The organism is Arthrobacter sp. zg-Y1110 (genome assembly GCF_025244865.1).
GTDB lineage: Bacteria > Actinomycetota > Actinomycetes > Actinomycetales > Micrococcaceae > Arthrobacter_B.
Genome location: NZ_CP104272.1, coordinates 1,535,485 through 1,552,991, shown reverse-complemented (window position 1 = coordinate 1,552,991; position 17,507 = coordinate 1,535,485). Strand labels below are relative to the sequence as shown.

Annotated in this window: 18 protein-coding genes and 7 tRNA genes; 16 read left to right on the top strand and 9 right to left on the bottom strand. The window is 64.7% G+C overall.

The window, feature by feature from the left end; all coding sequences use genetic code 11:
* Positions 1 to 28: 28 nt before the first annotated feature.
* Positions 29 to 967, bottom strand: a complete 939-nt coding sequence (locus N2K99_RS07175; RefSeq protein ID WP_227933333.1) for a PD-(D/E)XK nuclease family protein — start codon at positions 965 to 967, stop codon at positions 29 to 31.
* A gap of 106 nt (positions 968 to 1,073) precedes the next feature.
* Positions 1,074 to 1,145: transfer RNA gene (locus tag N2K99_RS07170), tRNA-Val, on the bottom strand.
* A gap of 212 nt (positions 1,146 to 1,357) precedes the next feature.
* Here N2K99_RS07170 and N2K99_RS07165 point away from each other — a divergent pair.
* The 8 genes from N2K99_RS07165 (at position 1,358) to N2K99_RS07130 (ending at position 3,650) form a co-directional block, all read left to right on the top strand.
* Positions 1,358 to 1,431, top strand: a tRNA-Gly gene (locus tag N2K99_RS07165).
* 70 nt (positions 1,432 to 1,501) lie between these two features.
* Positions 1,502 to 1,575, top strand: a tRNA-Cys gene (locus N2K99_RS07160).
* 28 nt (positions 1,576 to 1,603) lie between these two features.
* A tRNA-Val gene (locus tag N2K99_RS07155) sits at positions 1,604 to 1,675 on the top strand.
* A 28-nt stretch (positions 1,676 to 1,703) separates the two neighbouring features.
* A tRNA-Gly gene (locus N2K99_RS07150) sits at positions 1,704 to 1,777 on the top strand.
* 56 nt (positions 1,778 to 1,833) lie between these two features.
* Positions 1,834 to 1,905, top strand: a tRNA-Val gene (locus N2K99_RS07145).
* Positions 1,906 to 1,930: 25 nt separating this feature from the next.
* Positions 1,931 to 2,004 (top strand) — tRNA-Gly (locus N2K99_RS07140).
* A 232-nt stretch (positions 2,005 to 2,236) separates the two neighbouring features.
* Complete coding sequence (locus N2K99_RS07135) at positions 2,237 to 2,521, top strand: hypothetical protein (RefSeq protein ID WP_227933332.1); 285 nt, start codon at positions 2,237 to 2,239, stop codon at positions 2,519 to 2,521.
* Between the two features lie 151 nt (positions 2,522 to 2,672).
* Complete coding sequence (locus N2K99_RS07130) at positions 2,673 to 3,650, top strand: GNAT family N-acetyltransferase (protein ID WP_227933331.1); 978 nt, start codon at positions 2,673 to 2,675, stop codon at positions 3,648 to 3,650.
* Here the strand turns inward: N2K99_RS07130 and N2K99_RS07125 are convergent.
* The 3 genes from N2K99_RS07125 to N2K99_RS07115 form a co-directional block, all read right to left on the bottom strand.
* Positions 3,640 to 4,137 carry an SRPBCC domain-containing protein gene (locus tag N2K99_RS07125; RefSeq protein ID WP_227933330.1) on the bottom strand — a complete coding sequence of 166 codons (498 nt, stop codon included), beginning with the start codon at positions 4,135 to 4,137 and terminating at the stop codon, positions 3,640 to 3,642. The genes N2K99_RS07130 and N2K99_RS07125 overlap by 11 nt on opposite strands.
* Positions 4,138 to 4,176: 39 nt before the next feature.
* On the bottom strand, positions 4,177 to 4,623 hold the full coding sequence (locus tag N2K99_RS07120; RefSeq protein ID WP_227933329.1) for a hypothetical protein: 447 nt from the start codon (positions 4,621 to 4,623) through the stop codon (positions 4,177 to 4,179).
* A 386-nt stretch (positions 4,624 to 5,009) separates the two neighbouring features.
* A complete protein-coding gene (locus N2K99_RS07115) occupies positions 5,010 to 5,942 on the bottom strand; it encodes a CPBP family intramembrane metalloprotease (protein WP_227933328.1) in 933 nt (310 codons plus the stop codon).
* A 358-nt stretch (positions 5,943 to 6,300) separates the two neighbouring features.
* Here N2K99_RS07115 and N2K99_RS07110 point away from each other — a divergent pair, with 358 nt between their 5' ends.
* Both N2K99_RS07110 and N2K99_RS07105 read left to right on the top strand, forming a co-directional pair.
* Positions 6,301 to 7,569: a ScyD/ScyE family protein gene (locus N2K99_RS07110; protein ID WP_227922242.1), complete on the top strand. Its 1,269-nt coding sequence runs from the start codon at positions 6,301 to 6,303 to the stop codon at positions 7,567 to 7,569.
* A 106-nt stretch (positions 7,570 to 7,675) separates the two neighbouring features.
* Entirely contained in the window at positions 7,676 to 7,930 is a 255-nt protein-coding gene (locus N2K99_RS07105; protein WP_227922244.1) for an antitoxin, read from the top strand.
* Between the two features lie 78 nt (positions 7,931 to 8,008).
* On the opposite strand, the gene zapE is transcribed toward N2K99_RS07105, so the two are convergent.
* Entirely contained in the window at positions 8,009 to 9,046 is a 1,038-nt protein-coding gene (gene zapE / locus N2K99_RS07100) for a cell division protein ZapE (RefSeq protein ID WP_227922246.1), read from the bottom strand.
* A 154-nt stretch (positions 9,047 to 9,200) separates the two neighbouring features.
* On the opposite strand from zapE, the gene N2K99_RS07095 reads away from it, so the two are divergent.
* On the top strand, positions 9,201 to 9,647 hold the full coding sequence (locus tag N2K99_RS07095) for a hypothetical protein (protein WP_227933327.1): 447 nt from the start codon (positions 9,201 to 9,203) through the stop codon (positions 9,645 to 9,647).
* A 10-nt stretch (positions 9,648 to 9,657) separates the two neighbouring features.
* Here N2K99_RS07095 and N2K99_RS07090 read toward each other — a convergent pair whose 3' ends face one another.
* Positions 9,658 to 11,601 carry an HNH endonuclease signature motif containing protein gene (locus N2K99_RS07090; RefSeq protein ID WP_227933326.1) on the bottom strand — a complete coding sequence of 648 codons (1,944 nt, stop codon included), beginning with the start codon at positions 11,599 to 11,601 and terminating at the stop codon, positions 9,658 to 9,660.
* Positions 11,602 to 12,238: 637 nt separating this feature from the next.
* Between N2K99_RS07090 and N2K99_RS07085 the strand changes: the two genes are divergently transcribed.
* Genes N2K99_RS07085 through ybaK form a run of 3 tightly spaced genes read left to right on the top strand, consistent with a single transcriptional unit; the run spans position 12,239 to position 14,195 of the window.
* Positions 12,239 to 13,138: a sulfurtransferase gene (locus N2K99_RS07085; protein WP_227922252.1), complete on the top strand. Its 900-nt coding sequence runs from the start codon at positions 12,239 to 12,241 to the stop codon at positions 13,136 to 13,138.
* A gap of 25 nt (positions 13,139 to 13,163) precedes the next feature.
* On the top strand, positions 13,164 to 13,634 hold the full coding sequence (locus N2K99_RS07080; protein ID WP_227922254.1) for a SufE family protein: 471 nt from the start codon (positions 13,164 to 13,166) through the stop codon (positions 13,632 to 13,634).
* Positions 13,635 to 13,685: 51 nt separating this feature from the next.
* Positions 13,686 to 14,195 (top strand): Cys-tRNA(Pro) deacylase, encoded by a 510-nt coding sequence (gene ybaK, locus N2K99_RS07075; protein ID WP_227933325.1) that lies wholly within the window; start codon positions 13,686 to 13,688, stop codon positions 14,193 to 14,195.
* Here the strand turns inward: ybaK and N2K99_RS07070 are convergent.
* Positions 14,192 to 14,935: a class I SAM-dependent methyltransferase gene (locus tag N2K99_RS07070; RefSeq protein ID WP_227933324.1), complete on the bottom strand. Its 744-nt coding sequence runs from the start codon at positions 14,933 to 14,935 to the stop codon at positions 14,192 to 14,194. The two genes, ybaK and N2K99_RS07070, sit on opposite strands and share 4 nt — an antisense overlap.
* Before the next feature lie 265 nt (positions 14,936 to 15,200).
* A complete protein-coding gene (locus N2K99_RS07065; protein WP_227922262.1) occupies positions 15,201 to 16,463 on the bottom strand; it encodes an alpha/beta hydrolase in 1,263 nt (420 codons plus the stop codon).
* A gap of 95 nt (positions 16,464 to 16,558) precedes the next feature.
* Between N2K99_RS07065 and N2K99_RS07060 the strand changes: the two genes are divergently transcribed.
* Complete coding sequence (locus tag N2K99_RS07060) at positions 16,559 to 17,050, top strand: hypothetical protein (RefSeq protein WP_227922264.1); 492 nt, start codon at positions 16,559 to 16,561, stop codon at positions 17,048 to 17,050.
* 14 nt (positions 17,051 to 17,064) lie between these two features.
* On the top strand, positions 17,065 to 17,502 hold the full coding sequence (msrB, locus tag N2K99_RS07055) for a peptide-methionine (R)-S-oxide reductase MsrB (RefSeq protein ID WP_227933323.1): 438 nt from the start codon (positions 17,065 to 17,067) through the stop codon (positions 17,500 to 17,502).
* Positions 17,503 to 17,507: the final 5 nt, after the last annotated feature.

Sequence of the window (17,507 nt, the reverse complement as noted above, 5' to 3'; positions counted from 1 at the left end):
TAGTTGGCTCCGCCGCCCGCCGGGACGCTCAGGCCTGAGGAGCGCCCGCTGCCACCGAAGTCTGCGGATCTGCCGTCGGTGCAGCCTGCAGGGTTGAAGTCTGTGAAGCGGGGGCTTCGTGCGCTCCGACCGGGGGCGGCGGCACGGGCAGCAGGGCACGGCCTGCGGCAACGGCGTCGATGTTGGTCTGCCAGACCCGGCGCAGTGCGCAGAACTTGAACCAGTGTTGGGGCAGCACGTCCGGGTTTGCGCGCATGGGACGCACCTCGGTCTGGCCCACGGCGACGCCAAGCAGCAGCGGATCCTGTCCGTAGGCCCACGGCTCCCAGGTGCCGGCACCGGCGTCGACGAGCGATTCCTGTGCCTTCATCCCAGCGACGAGCTGCATCACGACCTTGTCGTCCAACTGCTTCACCTGTCCGTCGCGGTCGGTGTTCTTGGTCTTGTAATCGATCAGGCACAGCCGGCCACCGATCCGAGCCACCAGGTCCAGGGTGCCGGCGTAGCCAAGCTCGGCGTTCCACACGGTGATTTCCGGGGCGATGGGCTGGACGTCGTAAAGCTTCCACCATTCGTCGAACCGGTCCGCGAACTGGTGCTCCCCGCGGGCGGCAAGCTCCTCGCGGGCACGCTCGAGTTCATGCGGGCGGTCCAGGGCGCGGAGCGCCACCTGCTCACAGTAGTAATGGACGCGTGTGCCCCGCTGCGCGGCGGCGTCGCGGTAGCGTTCGGAGGCCGAGGAGGCCTCCTTGACCACGGAGCGCAGCTGCGACGGACTCCCGAGGGCGGCGGTGAGTTTGGGATCCTTGACGACGGCGGAGGCTGCCATATAGCTGTGCCAGCCGTCCAGGGACGTTGAGCCCTGGGAAATGACCGTGGTGATGGACGGGACCGTGGGCGGCTCGGAAAGGGACCGCGAATACATGCGTCCGTATTCGGTTGCGTGTCCCAGTGCTGGTTCAGTCATGTCTCCAGTCTGCCACCCGGCGGTGACAGTCTGCTTTCGGCCGTCCGCCGGACAGACGCAAAAAGACCGCCACCTCCCCGGAGGAAAGTGACGGTCTTTTGAAGGGTGGGCGATACTGGGTTCGAACCAGTGACCTCTTCGGTGTGAACGAAGCGCGCTACCACTGCGCCAATCGCCCTTCTTTTGCTAAATCACGTTGATGCGCCCGGAAGCACTCCAACGTCTAAAGATGCTAGCCCAGATCCCGCCCCAGTCCAAACCTGGGCCGAACCCGGGACCGATTGGACGAACCCGCAAACGTCCTATAGAGTTTTTCTTCGTTGGAAAGCGGGGGTTCGCCGCGGAAAGCGCAAGCAATCCGGGGCAATAGCTCCCTCACCTGATCAACATGCGGACGTAGCTCAGCTGGCTAGAGCACCACCTTGCCAAGGTGGATGTCGCGGGTTCGAATCCCGTCGTCCGCTCGCAAGTCACTGTACAAGCCGCTCCCGGTTTCGCCGGGTTCGGTTCTCCAAAGCTTTATGCGGCGGTTACGGTGGGGTGGCCGAGAGGCGAGGCAGCGGCCTGCAAAGCCGTATACGCGGGTTCGAATCCCGTCCCCACCTCCACAGTGGATTGCAAGAAACCCATTTATGGGCGCGATTGGCGCAGCGGTAGCGCGCTTCCCTGACACGGAAGAGGTCACTGGTTCGATCCCAGTATCGCGCACGAACAGTACTGTTTCAGTGCTTTTCTTGCGGACGTAGCTCAGCTGGCTAGAGCACCACCTTGCCAAGGTGGATGTCGCGGGTTCGAATCCCGTCGTCCGCTCTCCCTTCTGCTTATGGTTTTCCAGGAGTAATCCTGAACGGGCCGAGCAGTTTAGGGCGCGATTGGCGCAGCGGTAGCGCGCTTCCCTGACACGGAAGAGGTCACTGGTTCGATCCCAGTATCGCGCACGGACAGTTTCGACTGTTTGCATTTGCGGACGTAGCTCAGCTGGCTAGAGCACCACCTTGCCAAGGTGGATGTCGCGGGTTCGAATCCCGTCGTCCGCTCTCCCCCGGCCTTGATTGCCGGCTTAGAAGGAACAGGTTTTTGCCTGTTCCTTCTTTTGTTTAAGCCGCAGGTCATCCCGGCCTGGTCTGCTCGGCGATAAAACTAAGTTTGCTTATTAGCCGGCCTATCGATAAAGTCTTTCCAGTAGAGAAAATGCCGACATGGTTTCAGTAGCGGGATCAAAGTTGCATGGCCACCAGGCCGCTCACACCACTACTTGAGGAGAACCACATGGCTAATACACAGACTCACAACGATCACACGAACACCACCGTTCGCAACGCCAACGACATCAAGGTGTCCACGCGGACCCTCGAATTCGCCGTTTACGTCCTGGCCGTTATCGCCACGATCATCACGGCAGCTGTCGTTGGCGACAACGCCAGCGAAAATGGCCTTGACGCATTCAACGCCGCACAGGCAATGCAGTACATCACCTTCCTCACGGTCGGCCTGATGGTTGCCCGCGGCCTGGCCAAGTCCGGCCACCGCGGTAACAACAACCACAACGCGTAACACGCGTTTCCGGCCTTGAGCCGGACGCCTATTCCGGCGTGGAGCTCTTTGAGCTTCACGCCGGTTTTGTTTTAAGCTGGCCTTTCGCCCTAGGCAACTTTCCCGCGGTTCGGCGCCGATAAACATCCCTGAAGACCTTAGAGTGTGGCCTATGGAAATCCGCCCGCTGGACCTCGATAATGACAGCGCCATGGCCGAGGCCTACCGCATTGAATGCGCGGCAAACCAAAGCGTAAGGCCCGGTTGGATTTCCCCCAGCAAGGAAGCCCGGATTCTTGGCTGGCGCACACCTAACGGATGGCAGAACCATTTGCTTGGCGCATGGAACGGCACCACATTGATTGGTTTCGCGGCCGGCATGCATTCACCCGACACTCCGGACACCACATGGATATTCGTTTGGGTCGACCCCGTTTACCAAAACGCAGGAGTTGGTTCTGCATTGGCACGTGCCGCCGAAGACGCCAGTCCTGCGTCCACGGTCAGGTTCGTGGCAAGCGCCATCCGGGCGACCTCGGCCGAAATGGGCGCTCTTATGCAGAATTTTGCTTCCCCTCTTGGCTATTCCCCGGCAACCACCGAAACCGTCGTCGAACTGGATCTCCGTGACACACAGCTTGCCGGCCCGACGACGGCGCCCGGCTACGAAATCTCAACGCACGTCAACGGCGTCCCTGAGCGGTTCCGGGAACAGGTAGGGCAGATCAAGGGCCTCGTGGATGCCGAGGCGCCCAACGGCGAGCTCGCCTGGGGCGAGACACCCGTATCCCCCGGTGAGTATGCCGCCGAGATGGACCTCTGGGTTGCCCAGGGATCCACGGTATTCGAGTCGATCGCCGTGGACGCAGCCGGAAACGTTGCCGCCTGGACCTGCCTGGTCGCTGATGCCGATACCGAACGGCCGGCGCACATCGAAGGGACCCTCGTGGTCTCCGGCCACCGCGGCCACGGCCTCGGAGCGGCCGTGAAGCTGGCTTCCCTGCACCGCGCCGTCGAACTGGGAAACGTCCGCAAAGTCAGGACCAGCAGCGATGACCGGAATGTATGGATGCGTTCCATCAACACCCGCCTCGGGTTCACGCCCGTGGAGACCGAGCTCATCCTGCAGAAGGAAACCGTCAGCCCTTGATCGCGTCCGCTGCCACGCGTGCGGCATACAACGTCTCGAAAGTGGCATGCAACGGCCAGAACCGGGACGCAGGAATGGTGGCCCCGGCAACGGCGCCCTCCAGGTATGTCAGGTGGGTAATCCAGCCGGGCCCGTAGGAATCGACGAGGGCCCCCAGATCATGGTGCCTGAAGTCCAGTCCGGTCCCCTCCTCCGCGTCACGCAGCCGGATCTGGATCCGCGATTCGGGTTCCTCGGGAAACTCCCAGCTCATCGCCAAGCGGCGCGGCTCGTCCATGTCAGTAATGACGCTACGGGACAAGTAGCCTCCGCTATGGTCGACGACGATTGTTCCGCCCGTTCGCACGTCGCATTCCACAGGAAGGCCCAGCCACTGGGACAAAAGGGCGGCGTCAGTGAACCCCGCCCAGACGGCCTGCGCGGGGGCGGGAAACGTCCAGGAAATCCGAAGAGTACCGTCGGCGGTCGAAACAGAAGTGAGCGGCATGGCCACGATTGTGGCACACCGGCGTGTTCGCAGCACCGATCAGTTTCCGATGGCCAGTGCCATCTGTTCGGCGGACGGGAGATCAGCCAGCACCACCTGGTAGCGGTGGCCGGCGGCGTCGGAGAACGTGACGGCACCGGTGCCGCCCATGTTCAGTCTCGTCAGGGAGCCGCGTGCGTGCCGCGTCACCGGCCAGTTCACGAGCCCGGAGTTCAGCCCGTTGTCTTTGGCCACCGTGATGTCCTGGACGTTTCGGCGCTGAATGGAGCGCTTCCACAGCGGTCCCCTCAGGGTGACGTACTGCTGGTCCACTGCGACCGTAATCCGCGCAAGGAAACACCACCAGCCGGCAGCGAGCAGGAGCGCCGCAGCAGCTAAATACAGCGGCCAGACCGACTCGGCGGCTGCCCCAACGGCCAGCGCGGAACCCACTGCCGCCAGCAACGCGCCGCCTCCCCACCTAAGCCAACCGGGCGAACGTTCCACGAACCTGACACTGCTTGCCGGTGCCTGCGGCGCCATGGCCTTCCCCCTCATCGTTTGCGCGGGCGGTCCTGATTAGGGAACGCTACCTCATTCCCCTGCCGCCCTGGAGGCGGCCGCCTACCGCATCCGCTCTTCCGGTTCAGCCAGGAACTCTCAGGCAGCCGGCCAGAAAGCGACAGGTCCAGGGTGGCGCCATGGAGGAGATCGAATCGTACTGGCTGCCGCGGCCGCCGACGGTGGGTGGTTCCTGCCGCCGAAGGGACTGCCTATCTGGGCCTTCCTGGACCTGCTCGTCCATTCCTCCGGGTACCTGCTTCATGGGTCACCGGACCCGGGCATTGAAGTGTTTGAACCGCGGACGCCCATTGACTACTCCCCCGATGGCTTCAGTAAACAGAACGCCGTTTTATGCGGCGTACGGCTATGAAGACCACGCCGGCAAGAACGATATGCACCAAGACCAGGGCAATCGCATCCGGCTCCACCCAGGTGATGGTCCATCCCGAGTCAAGCCATCCCGTTCCGCCGAGCATCGTGCGGGTGACGGTCAGTTGCGTCCAGTGGAAGGCGACCGCCACCAGCAACGCCCCGGGCACCGGGATACGCCGGGCCGCCACGAGCGCCAGCCCGAACAGAACCAGCTGCACGATGTAGATGATGGGGTCATTGCCTGCGGGAAACACTTCGATTCCCCCTCCGTCGCCGCCAAGCACCGTGGTGATAGCCCACCGCACCGGCCCGACCACCAGTCCAATGAACGGGAACAGTGCCGTCGTCACCAGCGTCGCAACAGCCAGGCCCCAGCCGTCCCGCAGGTTCGTCCAGACGTACCCGCGCAAGGCAAGTTCCTCCGGAAGCGCCTCATAGAGGGCCAGCACCACGCCGTTCAGGAGCAGGAAGCCCAGGAAGGCGGCCACGTTCAGCTCTTCCACCCGTATCCATCCGACCAGGCCGGCGGGTAGCCAGACGATGAGGCCGGTGAGTGCGCCGACGGCCACGCCCATGGCCAGCGGCCGGGCGACTGAGCGGCTGAGACCGAGCCCTTCCAAGCGGCGGTGGTCCAGCCGGCGACGCAGCAGCACGATACCCGGCACCACGACGGCGGACATCAGGACCGCCTGCAACAGGACTTCATCCAGCCGTCCCCAGCCAAAAGCCAGGCCCAGGGCTTCGGCAATCCCTATGGCGGCTCCAAGGGCGACGCCGAGGAACACCCATCCAAGGAGCGCAGCCCGAAGTGCGCGTCCCCGCTCGATCGGCTGGCGTGCCTGTTCCGAAAGCGGAGACGGCGTCGCGGATGGCAGCATTCGTGCAGGCATCGAGGGTCCTCATTTATCGCGTCGGGGCGGTAGTGCAGGATCGACGCCAGTCCACCACGAAGACCCGGGCAGTCTACGCAGCCACGCCCGCTGGGGTGATTGCCGCGGCGACCGCAACGGTGGCAGTTCGAATCAGTTCAGTGACGGTGGGGCGGGACCGTAAAAATTACTCGCATAGGCACCCCGTCGACTACTTGGTTTTTCTGACCGCCTCGGCGTCGCATGTGCCAAAACTACGTGTTCGGCATAGTCGGCCGCCCCTAGGCTTTGAATGCCTTGGCCGGGGGCGTGGCCGGGAACCACGGGAGGCCAAGAGGCGAGTCTCGCATTGCACCGCACCAATGCTGAGGAGATCACCGTGAAGAAATCATCACCTACCCTCGCTGTCCTTGCCGCAACCGCAGCTCTGGGGCTGGCAGCCTCACCTGCGGCCGCCGGCGGACGGCACCACCCACCATCACCATCACCCGTACCTGTTGCCGGGGAGGTGACCACCGTTGCCGAGGGGCTGCTCGGTCCCTTGAGTTTCGCCGTCGGCCGTGGCGGCACCCTCGACGTAGCCCAATCATTCACTACGCTCCTGACCCGCATCACTGACGGCGGAGAACCCGAGGTCCTGGCAACGGCACCCGACGGTTATTCCCCCGGTTCCGTTTCCCGCGACCGCGGAGCTACCTATTACACGGTTGCTACCGGCGCCGGAAGCAACGACCCGGTAGCCAACGTCACCTTGCTGCAGTCCATTGACCGGGACGGCAACATCGAGACCGTCGCGGACATTTCCGCCTACGAATTCGCCGAGAATCCGGACAGCATCAACACTTACGGCTTCGAGGAGGCGCTTCCCGCCGAATGCGCGGCACAACTGCCGCCCGGTGTTGCCCCTGCTCCGTACACCGGCCTGCCGGACTCCAACCCGGTAGCCTCCCTTCCCGGCCGGTACGGCGGAACCATCGTGGCCGACGCGGGAATGAACGCCCTCATCCAGGTAGGCGACGACGGCGAAATCGTGACGATCGCGGTGCTGCCTCCTGTGCCATTCACGATTACCGCCGAAACGGCCGCAGGGTTCGGGCTGCCGGCCTGCACGGTGGGACTCAACTACAACCTGGAACCGGTGCCGACCGACGTCGAACGCGGACCCGACGGCGCCCTTTACGTGACCTCGCTGCCGGGCGGGCCGGAGGGAGGATCTCCGGGATCCGTGTTCCGTGTAGAAGGATCCACCGGTGCTACGGAACTCGTCGCCACCGGCTTTGCCGGAGCCACCGGACTCGCCGTCAACGACAATGGAGACATCTTCGTGGCGGAACTGTTCGGCAACCGGATTTCGGTAGTGCCGGCCGGATCAGGGACCCCCGAGCTGTTTCTGGAGGCCAATCAACCGGCCGCCCTGGAACTGCGGGGGGATGCCCTGTACGCGTCAGTGGATGCTCTCGCCGGATTCCCGGCCGGACCAGGCCCCGAGGCCCCGCCGGTTGCGGAGCCTCCGGCAGAACCGGCTCCGACGTCTGCCAGCATCATCCGGATCGAACTCGACGACAACTGCCGCGGCTACCATCACCACCATGGCGGTTCGGATCGGCATTCGGGTGACGGCGTCCGGGAGGACGGGTCCGGGGAATAGCGAAGGATATGCCCGCAGAGGAAAGTCCTTTCCTCCAACCCCTGCGGGACCTAACATGGAGGCGAACGGGAAACGAGCGGGTTTCCCCTGTGAAAGGAGGTGATCCGTGTCTGTATTTGACGAGCTCAAAGGCAGGGCCGGTGAGCTGAAGGAAAAGGCCACCGGATATGTCGGACAGAATGCCGACAAGATCAAGGGCGGCATCGATCAGGCAGGGAACTTCGTCGACCAGAAGACCGGCGGCAAGTACTCCAGCAAGATCGATGGTTTCCAGAACAAGGCCTCGGAAGCAGTTGATAAGACCAACCGCAACCGCGAGCCGGGAACCGGCAACGGTCCCGGGCAGACGCCTCCGGCCTAACAACCCGAGAGCACGACAAAGAAGCGCCGGTCCCGCCGAGAGGCGGCACCGGCGCTTCCGCCGTTTAAGCGGGTCCTGCTACGACGCTTCGCCCGTCTGGCCCTCGCGGGCCAGTGCGGTCAGGCGCGAGACGGCGCGGAAGTACTTCTTCATGTACCCGCCGGCCATCATTTCCTTGGTGAACAGCTGATCAAACGGCACCCCGCTGGCCAGGATCGGCACGTCCTTGTCGTACAGCCGGTCGGCAAGGACCACAAAGCGCAGCGCCACGGACTGCTCGGTGATGGTCTGGACGTTGTGCCAGGCAACAGCTTCCACCCCGTCGAGCAGCTGCCGGTACCGGCTCGGGTGGACCTGGGAAAGGTGGTTGATGAGTTCGGAGAAGTCATCAACAGCGACGGTCCGGCCGGAGAATTCGGTTTCCATCCGCGCTTCCAGCTCCCCGTCCTGCAGCGGCTGAGGCGACTCAGGCAGACCGCGGTGGCGGTAGTCCTCACCGTCAATGCGGACGACGTCGAACTGGTCCGCCAGGACCTGGATCTCGCGCTGGAAGTCGACGGCGGCAAAACGGCCCTCACCCAAGGAACCCGGCAGGGTGTTGGACGTAGCCGCAAGCTTCACGCCGGCGTCGGCCAGTTCACGCATCAGGCGGGACATCAGCACCGTGTCGCCCGGATCGTCGAGTTCGAATTCGTCAATGCAGACCAGCTTGTAGGCGCTCAGCGCCTCCACGGTCTTGCGGAAGGTGAGCGCACCCACGAGGTTGGTGTACTCCACGAACGTGCCGAAGGCCTTGGGCCCTTCCACGGCATGCCAGAGCGAGGCCAGCAGGTGGGTCTTGCCGACGCCGAATCCGCCGTCCAGGTAGAACCCGGCTTTGCTCTCGGGTTTCTTGCCGCCGAAGAACTTCCGCAGGCCGCTTGGCTCGGGGGTGTCGACGTCGGCCGCGAAGGAACGCATCGCGCCCACGGCTTTGGCCTGCGAGGGCTGTTCCGGATCGGGACGGTAGGAATCAAAGGACACGCTGCCGAACCGGGGCGATGGGAAGAATCCCTGCAGCAGTTCATCCACCGATACCTGGGGAGTCCGTTCTGTCAGGTGCTCGAGTTGTGCCACTGCGCGCTTTTCCGTCCGTTTGATGCCTGCTTCCGGCACGAAACGTGCCGGTTCTGCGGCGTTCTGCCGCCATCGCTACGATACGCCAACGCGTTCGGGAATTTGGAACTGCGGCCGGTGGACCGCGACTGTGTCTGCAGTCCATAGTCGGAGCATGATGCGGCATCAGGACGCGGTGGGCGCTCCAAGGTATTCCCGCGAAGAGCGGTCACTGATGGGATTGGAGTTCGGCACAGCTGGAGCAGCGCTCGGTGGCGGCATCCTCCTGGCCCTGCAGCCTGACGGCGCCTTCCTGCACGCTGATCCGTCCGTACTGCGACGGACCCCGTTTCGGGACTGGCGGCTTCCGGGCCTCCTCCTTGCCGTGGGTTGCGGCGGCGGTTACCTCACCGCCGGCATGCTGCACCTTCGGTGCCACCGGGCTGCACGGCCGCTTTCCATCGCCGCCGGGCTCGCCCTGATAGGTCTCGAGGCTTGGGAAATAGCGGTCATTGAGTTCCAGCCGCTGGAAGCGGTGTTCGTGGGAATCGGTGCTGCCGTCGTCGTGCTGGCGCTGCGCCTGCCCCGGGAGGGCGCGCCCTGCAGGCGCACCCAACCCTGACGCGAACTGGTCAGAACGGCGGCACTTCTTCCAGCACTGAATAATTCCGCGCTGGATCATTCGGCGCTGATTCTGCCTGTCTCGGATCCTCCCGCTTTGAATCCGGGCTCCGCCCCGGTGCCGGGGCCTGCGATGGATCCAGTTCCAGGAACGGTTCGGTCCGATAGATCCGGCCGGTAGGCGAAGTCCACTCGATCACCCCGGGGGTGGGCTGGAAGGCCTTCCAGAAACCCAGCGTCTTGAACCGGTGGTGCCGACGGCACAGGTGCTCCAGATTTCCATGGTCCGTGGGTCCGCCCCGCGCCCAGTCGACGGTGTGGTCGATATCCGCATTTGCGGTGCTGACCCTGCAGCCGGGGAACCTACACGTCCCGTCGCGGGCGCGGAGCCAACGTTTCAGCCCGGCAGGTACTTTCCGCCGCCGACCGACGCCCAGGATTTCACCTGTCTGCGGGTCCTGGGCAAGCCCGGTCCAGCCCGCCGCGTTCCTAGCCAGCCTGCGGGCTTCCTCGGCGCTGATGGGTCCGTAACCGTGCAGCTCTGCCGGCTGGTCGTCGGCTCCGAAGAGGGTTTCGGCGCTGATCAGGACCATGATCTCCGCCCTCGGGACAATCCCTTCGTCCGGTCCGGGTTGGCGATCGGGGGCTCTTTCTGAGCCGCCCCCGAAACCGGTGTCTTCCTCGCCCTGGCTGGCTGCGCCAGTGTCGTCGCCGGTGCGCCCGGAACCGCGGTAGTCTCGAGGCCCGCCGGTGGACCCGCCAGGATACCCGGACCCGCCAGTTTCACCGGGATCGCCGCTCCCACGTCCGGTTCCGGTCCTGCCGTCGGTTCCGGCCTCGTCCGGGGTTCCGGGCGTCGTAAAAAGTCCCCGGCTGCCGCCCATGAGCAGCTGCGCCAGAATATCCGCACGCAGCTGATCCGTGGTCCGGGAATCCCCTCCCGCCTGCTCACCCCGCGCCGCAGCGCTTAGCGCCGTATAGATCTGCTGCGCTTCCGCTGCACGCAGATAGGCCGACAGGCAGGACATGCCGTCCTCTTCCCGGTCCAGGGTGACCTTGCGCTGCTCGAACGCGGTCAGGTGCCGTGTGCTGACGGTCTCCGGATAGCATTTCTCCCGCAGCCGGCGGGCCTTGCAGGAGAACTGGGACCGGGTCTGGCCCTCCGCAGCCTTCAGCAGGTCCGCTTCGAACCCGGGGAGGTTCTCCGCAGGAACGTTCTGGCACTGATCCAGCACCACTTGGGCATGCTGGTAGGAAAGGCGCCCCTCTTCCAGCCCGGCCAGGGTTGCCGTATGGGAAGTGCAGAGGCTTATCGCTTCGCTGAGGAGGCGCTGTCCGGTGACCTGCGGGACATTCAGGATGGCCGCGCATTCGGAAGCTGCGAGGTTGAAGGCCAGCCCCGGGTCGATCCATTTGGAAGCGGCATACATGTCGTCGCGGAAGAGCTCCCCCATCCGGTTGACCAGGCGGGCTTCCTGCGCCTGCATCCAGGACATCAAATGCGCCATCCGGGACAGGGCCTCGGCGACCGTTTGCGCATCAAAGGCTTCAACGTTCTTCAGGGCCAGCGTTCCGGTGAAACCGTCTGGGAAATCGGAGGCAGAACTATCGGCTCCGGAACTGTCGGCAGGGCCGGCGTCAGAATCGGGGGCGGCGGAAGCTTCGGGATCGGCGGGGCCGGCGTCAGAATCGGGGGCGGCGGCAGGAGCTCCGGGATGGTCGGCCTTGGCGTGCTCGGCAGGGCCGGGACCTTCGGCAGGGGCGGGATGGTCAGCTGGCTCGGTGCCGGGGACGGCTTCAGCGGCCACGGAAGGCTCGGCTTCCAGTTCCGCCCGGTAAACCGACAGAGTGCAACTTGTGCGGGGCGCATCCGCTTTCCCAACATTGCCTTCCCGCTGGGGGTCTTCACTGTCTGGTTCTTCGGTTGTCCATTCGGTGTTCCCGAGCTTATCCATGCCTTTAGGATTTCACCCGGCACTGACATTTCCAGGCTGAAAACAGGCCCAAACGAGCCCTTACGGAAACCTAAAATACGCGTCTTTTTGAGACGGCTACGTGCTGCGAAAACCGGGCATTTTGACCTGGCAGCGCGCCCACACCGGCCCCAACCGAATAGGACCTCAGGCCTTCCGCCTCGGGTCTCCGGTGCGGCCGGGAAGCTGGCCTACCGAGAGCCTTTGGCGCCCGCCCAAGACTGGCAGCACAGCATCCCACTGGGTGGTGCTCCTGGTGCCAGTGGGACCTCAACAGACACCAGCGACCCCAAACCGTGGGACAGCGTGCCGGATGGGTTCACCCAGGCCAGCACAGCATCCCACTGGGTGGTGATCCTGGCGCCAGTGGGACCTCAACAGACACCAGCAACCCCAAACCGTGGGACACCTGTGCCGGACGGGTTCACCCAGGCCAGCACAGCATCCCACCGGGTGGTGCTCCTGGTGCCAGTGGGACCTCAACAGACACCAGCAACCCCAAACCGTGGGACAGCGTGCCGACCAGGAATCCCGCCAAGGTTCGGCGCATGGAAGTTTTCGACCCCCGTCATCGTTAGGCTAGGAAGAAGCCCAATTGCCGAGGAAAGAAGTTCCGCGTATGTCGATCGCAGCTGACAGCAGCCCCAAGTTCTCCGCCTATGCCCATCCGGAACGCCTGGTCTCCACACAGTGGCTGGCGGACAACCTGGACGCTGAGAACCTGGTGGTCCTTGAATCCAACGAGGACATCCTGCTGTACGAAACGGGACACATCCCCGGTGCCCGGAAGATCGACTGGCACACCGACCTCAACGATGCCGATACGCGGGACTTCGTAGACGGTAAGGCCTTCGCCCAGTTGATGGCCCGCAAGGGCATCACCCGGGACTCCACCGTGGTGATCTACGGCGACAAGAGCAACTGGTGGGCGGCCTACGCCCTGTGGGTCTTCACCCTCTTCGGCCACGAGGATGTCCGGCTGCTGGACGGCGGCCGCGACAAGTGGATTGCCGAAGGCCGTCCGGTCACCACCGACAAGGTCTCCGTGGAACCGGCCGAATACCCCGTGGTGGAGCGTGACGACGAGAAGATCCGCGCGTTCCTGCCCGACGTCGTCGGACACCTGGGCAAGGGACCGCTGATCGATGTCCGCTCCCCCGCCGAATACACGGGCGAACGCACCCACATGCCCGACTACATGGACGAGGGCGCCATGAAGGGCGGGCACATCCCCACCGCGAAGTCCGTCCCGTGGAGCAAGGCCGCCGCCGAAGACGGAACCTTCCGCACACGCGAGGAACTCGAAGCGCTCTACAAGGACGACGCCGGGCTGAAGGAAGGCGACGACGTCGTGGCCTACTGCCGCATCGGCGAACGTTCCAGCCATACGTGGTTTGTGCTCAAGCACCTGCTCGGCTTCGAGTCCGTACGCAACTATGACGGATCCTGGACCGAATGGGGCAACGCCGTACGCGTCCCGATTGCCCGCGGTGAAGAACCCGGCAACGCCCCCAGCTGAAGCACCAAGTAAGAGAGATTTACCCATGACTGCCACACCCGAAAACGCTGTCCCGGATTCCCTGGCCGAGATCATCGACGACTTCCAGGCCATGGAGGAATCCGACCGCCTGGAACTGCTGCTTGAATTCTCCCGCAGCCTGCCCGACCTGCCGGCTGAAATCGCCGACCGGCCCGAGCTCCTCGAACAGGTGGTGGAATGCCAGTCGCCGGTGTTCCTCAGCCTGGACGTGGACGACTCCCCCGAGCACCTGGTCTCGCTGTTCTTCAAGGCACCGCCGGAGGCTCCCACCACCCGAGGGTTCGCCAGCGTGCTTTACGAAGGCCTGAACGGGCTTCCGGCCGCTGCCATCCTGGCGGTTCCGGCCGATGTTCCTGACCGTCTGGGCCTCACCCGGGCCATCACCCCGCTGCGCATGCGGGGAATGTCCGCCATGCTGGGACGCATCAAGCGTCGGCTCGCCCAGCACGAAAAACTGGCACAGCAGCCGGCGTAGCCCGTAACCGGCCGGGTGTGCGGCGGCCGCAGGAGCACAGGAGGCGCAGCCATGGCAGGAAACCGCGACAAGCATCCGGGTAAGGGCGCGACGCCGGCCACCAAGGTACTGGACGACGCCGGGGTCAAGTACACAGTGCACCACTACGAGCACGACGCCGGCGCGCCGTCGTACGGGCTGGAAGCCGCCGAAAAGCTCGGGTTGCCGCCCGAAGCCGTCTACAAAACGCTGATGGTGGATCTGGGCGGACATCTGGCGGTAGCCATGGTGCCGGTAGCCCTGAACCTGGACCTGAAGAAGTTCGCGGCCCTGATGGGAGCACGCAAGGCCGTGATGGCCGACCGACGGGACGCGGAGCGGCGCACCGGCTACGTGGTGGGCGGCATTTCACCGCTGGGGCAGAAACACTCCTCCCCTGCCGGAATCGAATCCCGGGTGGAACTGCTGGACACAGTGTATGTCTCCGGAGGCCGGCGGGGGCTGCAGATCGGGCTCTCGCCCTTTGACCTGCTCCGCCTCACGCACGCCGTCACGGCCCCCATCGCCGCCGCGCCTGCCTAGCGGCGGTTCCGCTCTCCTTTGCAGAGGTGGTGCAGGGCGTAACCGTAGCTCAGCCGGACCCGCTGCGGGTCCTCGTTTAGCCATGCATCTGCGGTTCCGTTGGGGAATTCCATGCTGATCACGTCTACCAGGTCCTGCGGCTTGTCAAAGGTCCAGGTGCTCATGACCAGGGACGTGGAGGCACCCTGCTGCGCCCACCAGTCGTTGATGTATTTGCCCTCACCCTGATACGCCGATGCGTTGGCCGCCTCCAGCAGGGCCGCAAAGTCACCGTCGTACTGGTCATTGTCGATGACGACCAGCGATCCGCCCGGACGCAGGACCCGCAGGACTTCCGCCAGCCCCGCGGAGCAGTCGTTCTGGGGCGAGGGAAAGAAATAGGCGAACCGGGCATGGACAACATCCACCGAGGCATCCGGGAGCGGGATGTGTTCGGCCGAGCCGTGCAGGACCTCTGCTCCACCCGGCCTGGACCGGGCGGCCGTCAGGAGGCGCGGATCGGGTTCGACGCCGATGACGGACTTTGCGAGTTCGGCATAGCGCGGCAGCCAGAAACCGGTGCCGCAGCCGAGATCGAGGAGAGTCCGCCCGGCCCAGGGCGCCAGGCTGGCAAGTGCGTCCCAGACCGTCCCTTCGCGGTCAAAGGCCCGGTTCTCCAGCTCATACAGATCGGGATGTGCACCCTGGTTCCAGGCCGGGAAAAAGTCGTCCAGTGGAGCGGTCCCCTGTTGGTCGTACATTATTGGTCCCCCGTCAATGTGTCAGTGCGCCTTTAACCTACTCTGTGCGCTGACACTGTCCCGGGTCCGGTCCGACGCCCGGCCTGCATTTCCCTGCGGTTTGGGCATTTCCCTGCGGTTTGTGCATTTTCCTGCGCCGCGCCGCGCAGGGATCGTCACAAACCGGAGGGTTTTCCCCAAAGCGCAGGAAAACTACCGGTAGTACATGGCAGGAGAGCGCTCGTGCACTCGGCGCGGCCGTAATCCGCACCGCTGAAGTAACCCGCTACTCAGCGTCGAGACGGTGCTCCGAGGGATGCCGGGTGCGGCCAAGGGCGTCATTGAGCCAGCCCAGGACCACACGCTCCCACCGCTCGGGATCCACGTTGTATTCCTTGGTATGCCGTGCCCTGGTGAACGCCTCGAACGTGATGACCTCCGGGTTCTTCTCCGCCAGTTCCGCAGATGGCCCGTACGGCACAAAATCGTCGTCCTTGCTGTGCAGGATGAGGGTGGGGATCCGGATTTCCTCCGCACGGGTCACCCAGTCCATGCTCTTGAGGTCCAGCGGAGCAGCCAGCCCGGTGAGCGCCCGTCCGGCGGCGTTGGAAATCAGCCACTGTCCCAGCCTGCCGGCCTGCGCCGGAATCCGGTTCACCCGGGCATGGTGGGCCAGCACGTCCACCCAGTTGATCACCGGCCCGTCCAGCACCATGGCACGGATGTACCGGCGCAGCGGCGAGCGGTCCGCAGCCTGCAGGCTGATCGCCCCGCCCATGGACCAGCCGAACAGGACCACATCCTGGGCCCCGTGGTCCAGGGCGTAGCGGATGGCCGCCTCCACGTCCTGCCACTCGGTCAGGCCCAGCCCGTACCGGCCGTCGGAGGCGTAGGGGGCCTCGCCGTCGTTCCGGTAGGAGATCACCAGGCTGGTGAGCCCGGCTTCCCGGGCGGTACGCAGCGCCCGCAGGCATTCGGTCCGCCGGGCGCCTCGGCCGTGGACCATGATCGCCCACGTGTCGGCACCGGGAGTACGCACCAGCCAGGCCGGTGCCGTTCCGTTTTCGACCGGGATGTCGACTTCCTCCTCGGGAAGCCCGACGGCGGCCGGCGAGGGATAGATGGAACCGCTCCACCAGCCGCGGCGCGCCTTGCTCAGGTCGCCGCTGTACACCTCTTCCACATCCCGCTGCACCGTGCCCTCACGGGGCACATAGGAACGGATGGCTCCGATCCGGGCATGCCCGTTGCCGTTGTCGAAGTACAGGCTGTACGTGCCTTCGACCGTGGTGTCCAGGTTTGCCGGCAGGATGACCTGCCGGCCGTGCTCGCTGTCCATGACGGCCAGGATCTCCAGGTTCGCGTCCCGCGTGCGGGCCGGGGTGACCACCTGGCGCGCGAAGTAGATGCCGAGTCCGGAGGCGGCCGCTACGACGGCGGTGGAAGCCGCAGCACCGACGCCGGCGCCGAACGCCGTCCAACGGACCCACGGAACCGAGAGAACCGGGGTGGTGCCGGAGGATGCATCGGAAGGAACGGAGATAGCCATAGAACATTTTTACCGGATGGGTGCCGGGTCCGTGTAACGGCAGGCCGGTGCGGCCTTGGGCGGCCTGCCGGGACAGGCGTACTAGGCTGGTGCGCATGACTTCGACAATTGTGGTGCTGACGGAAGAATCGCTGGGTAGCCGCGACATAGAGAACCTGCGTGCCGTTGCAGGAGAGAACCCCGTCCGCTTTGAGGTTCTGGTGCCCGCTGATCCGGGCCGGAACCTGCTGGTGGACGTGCTGGACAACCTCAGCCTGCTGGATTTTGCAGAAGCCTTCCGGAACCTGACCGGCGGCCGGCCGTCCAAGGCCGACGAGGTGAAAGAAGCGGTCACCTCGCTCGCCGACTCCCTGGAACAGCTGCAGGCAGCCGGCCTCGAGGCCACCGGCACGGTCACCGGCGAAGACCCGGTTGCCGCCGTCGTCGAAACCGCCAAGCGCACGCACGCGGACCAGGTTGTAGTGGTCACCACGCCGCACGCCGTCGAAGACACCTTCCGTACGGACTGGGCCAATGAGGCGCAGGACCGGCTCGGCGTTCCCGTGCTGCACCTGTACAGCGGCTCGGGATTTATTGGCGACTCTTAAGCGTTGACGCTGACATGACTACCGAAGAGAACACCGGAACCGTCCCGGTCCAGAAAACCGACGAGCAGTGGCGCGAGGAACTCACTGAGCAGGAGTACGCCGTGCTGCGCAAGGCCGGCACCGAACGGCCATACACCGGCGAGTACTGGGACACCAAGACCGCCGGCGTTTACCAGTGCCGTGCCTGCGGCAGCGATCTGTTCACCAGCAGCGAGAAGTTCGATTCGCACTGCGGCTGGCCGTCCTTCTTCGCCCCGCTGGCCGAGGGCAAGGTCCGTTACCTGCATGACCGCAGCATGGGCATGGACCGGATTGAAGTCCGCTGCGCCAACTGCGATTCGCACATGGGACACCTGTTCGAAGGCGAAGGTTTCGACACGCCCACCGACCAGCGGTTCTGCATCAACTCCATCTCCGTGAAGCTGGTTCCCGCCGCCGATACCGCGGAATAGGGAGT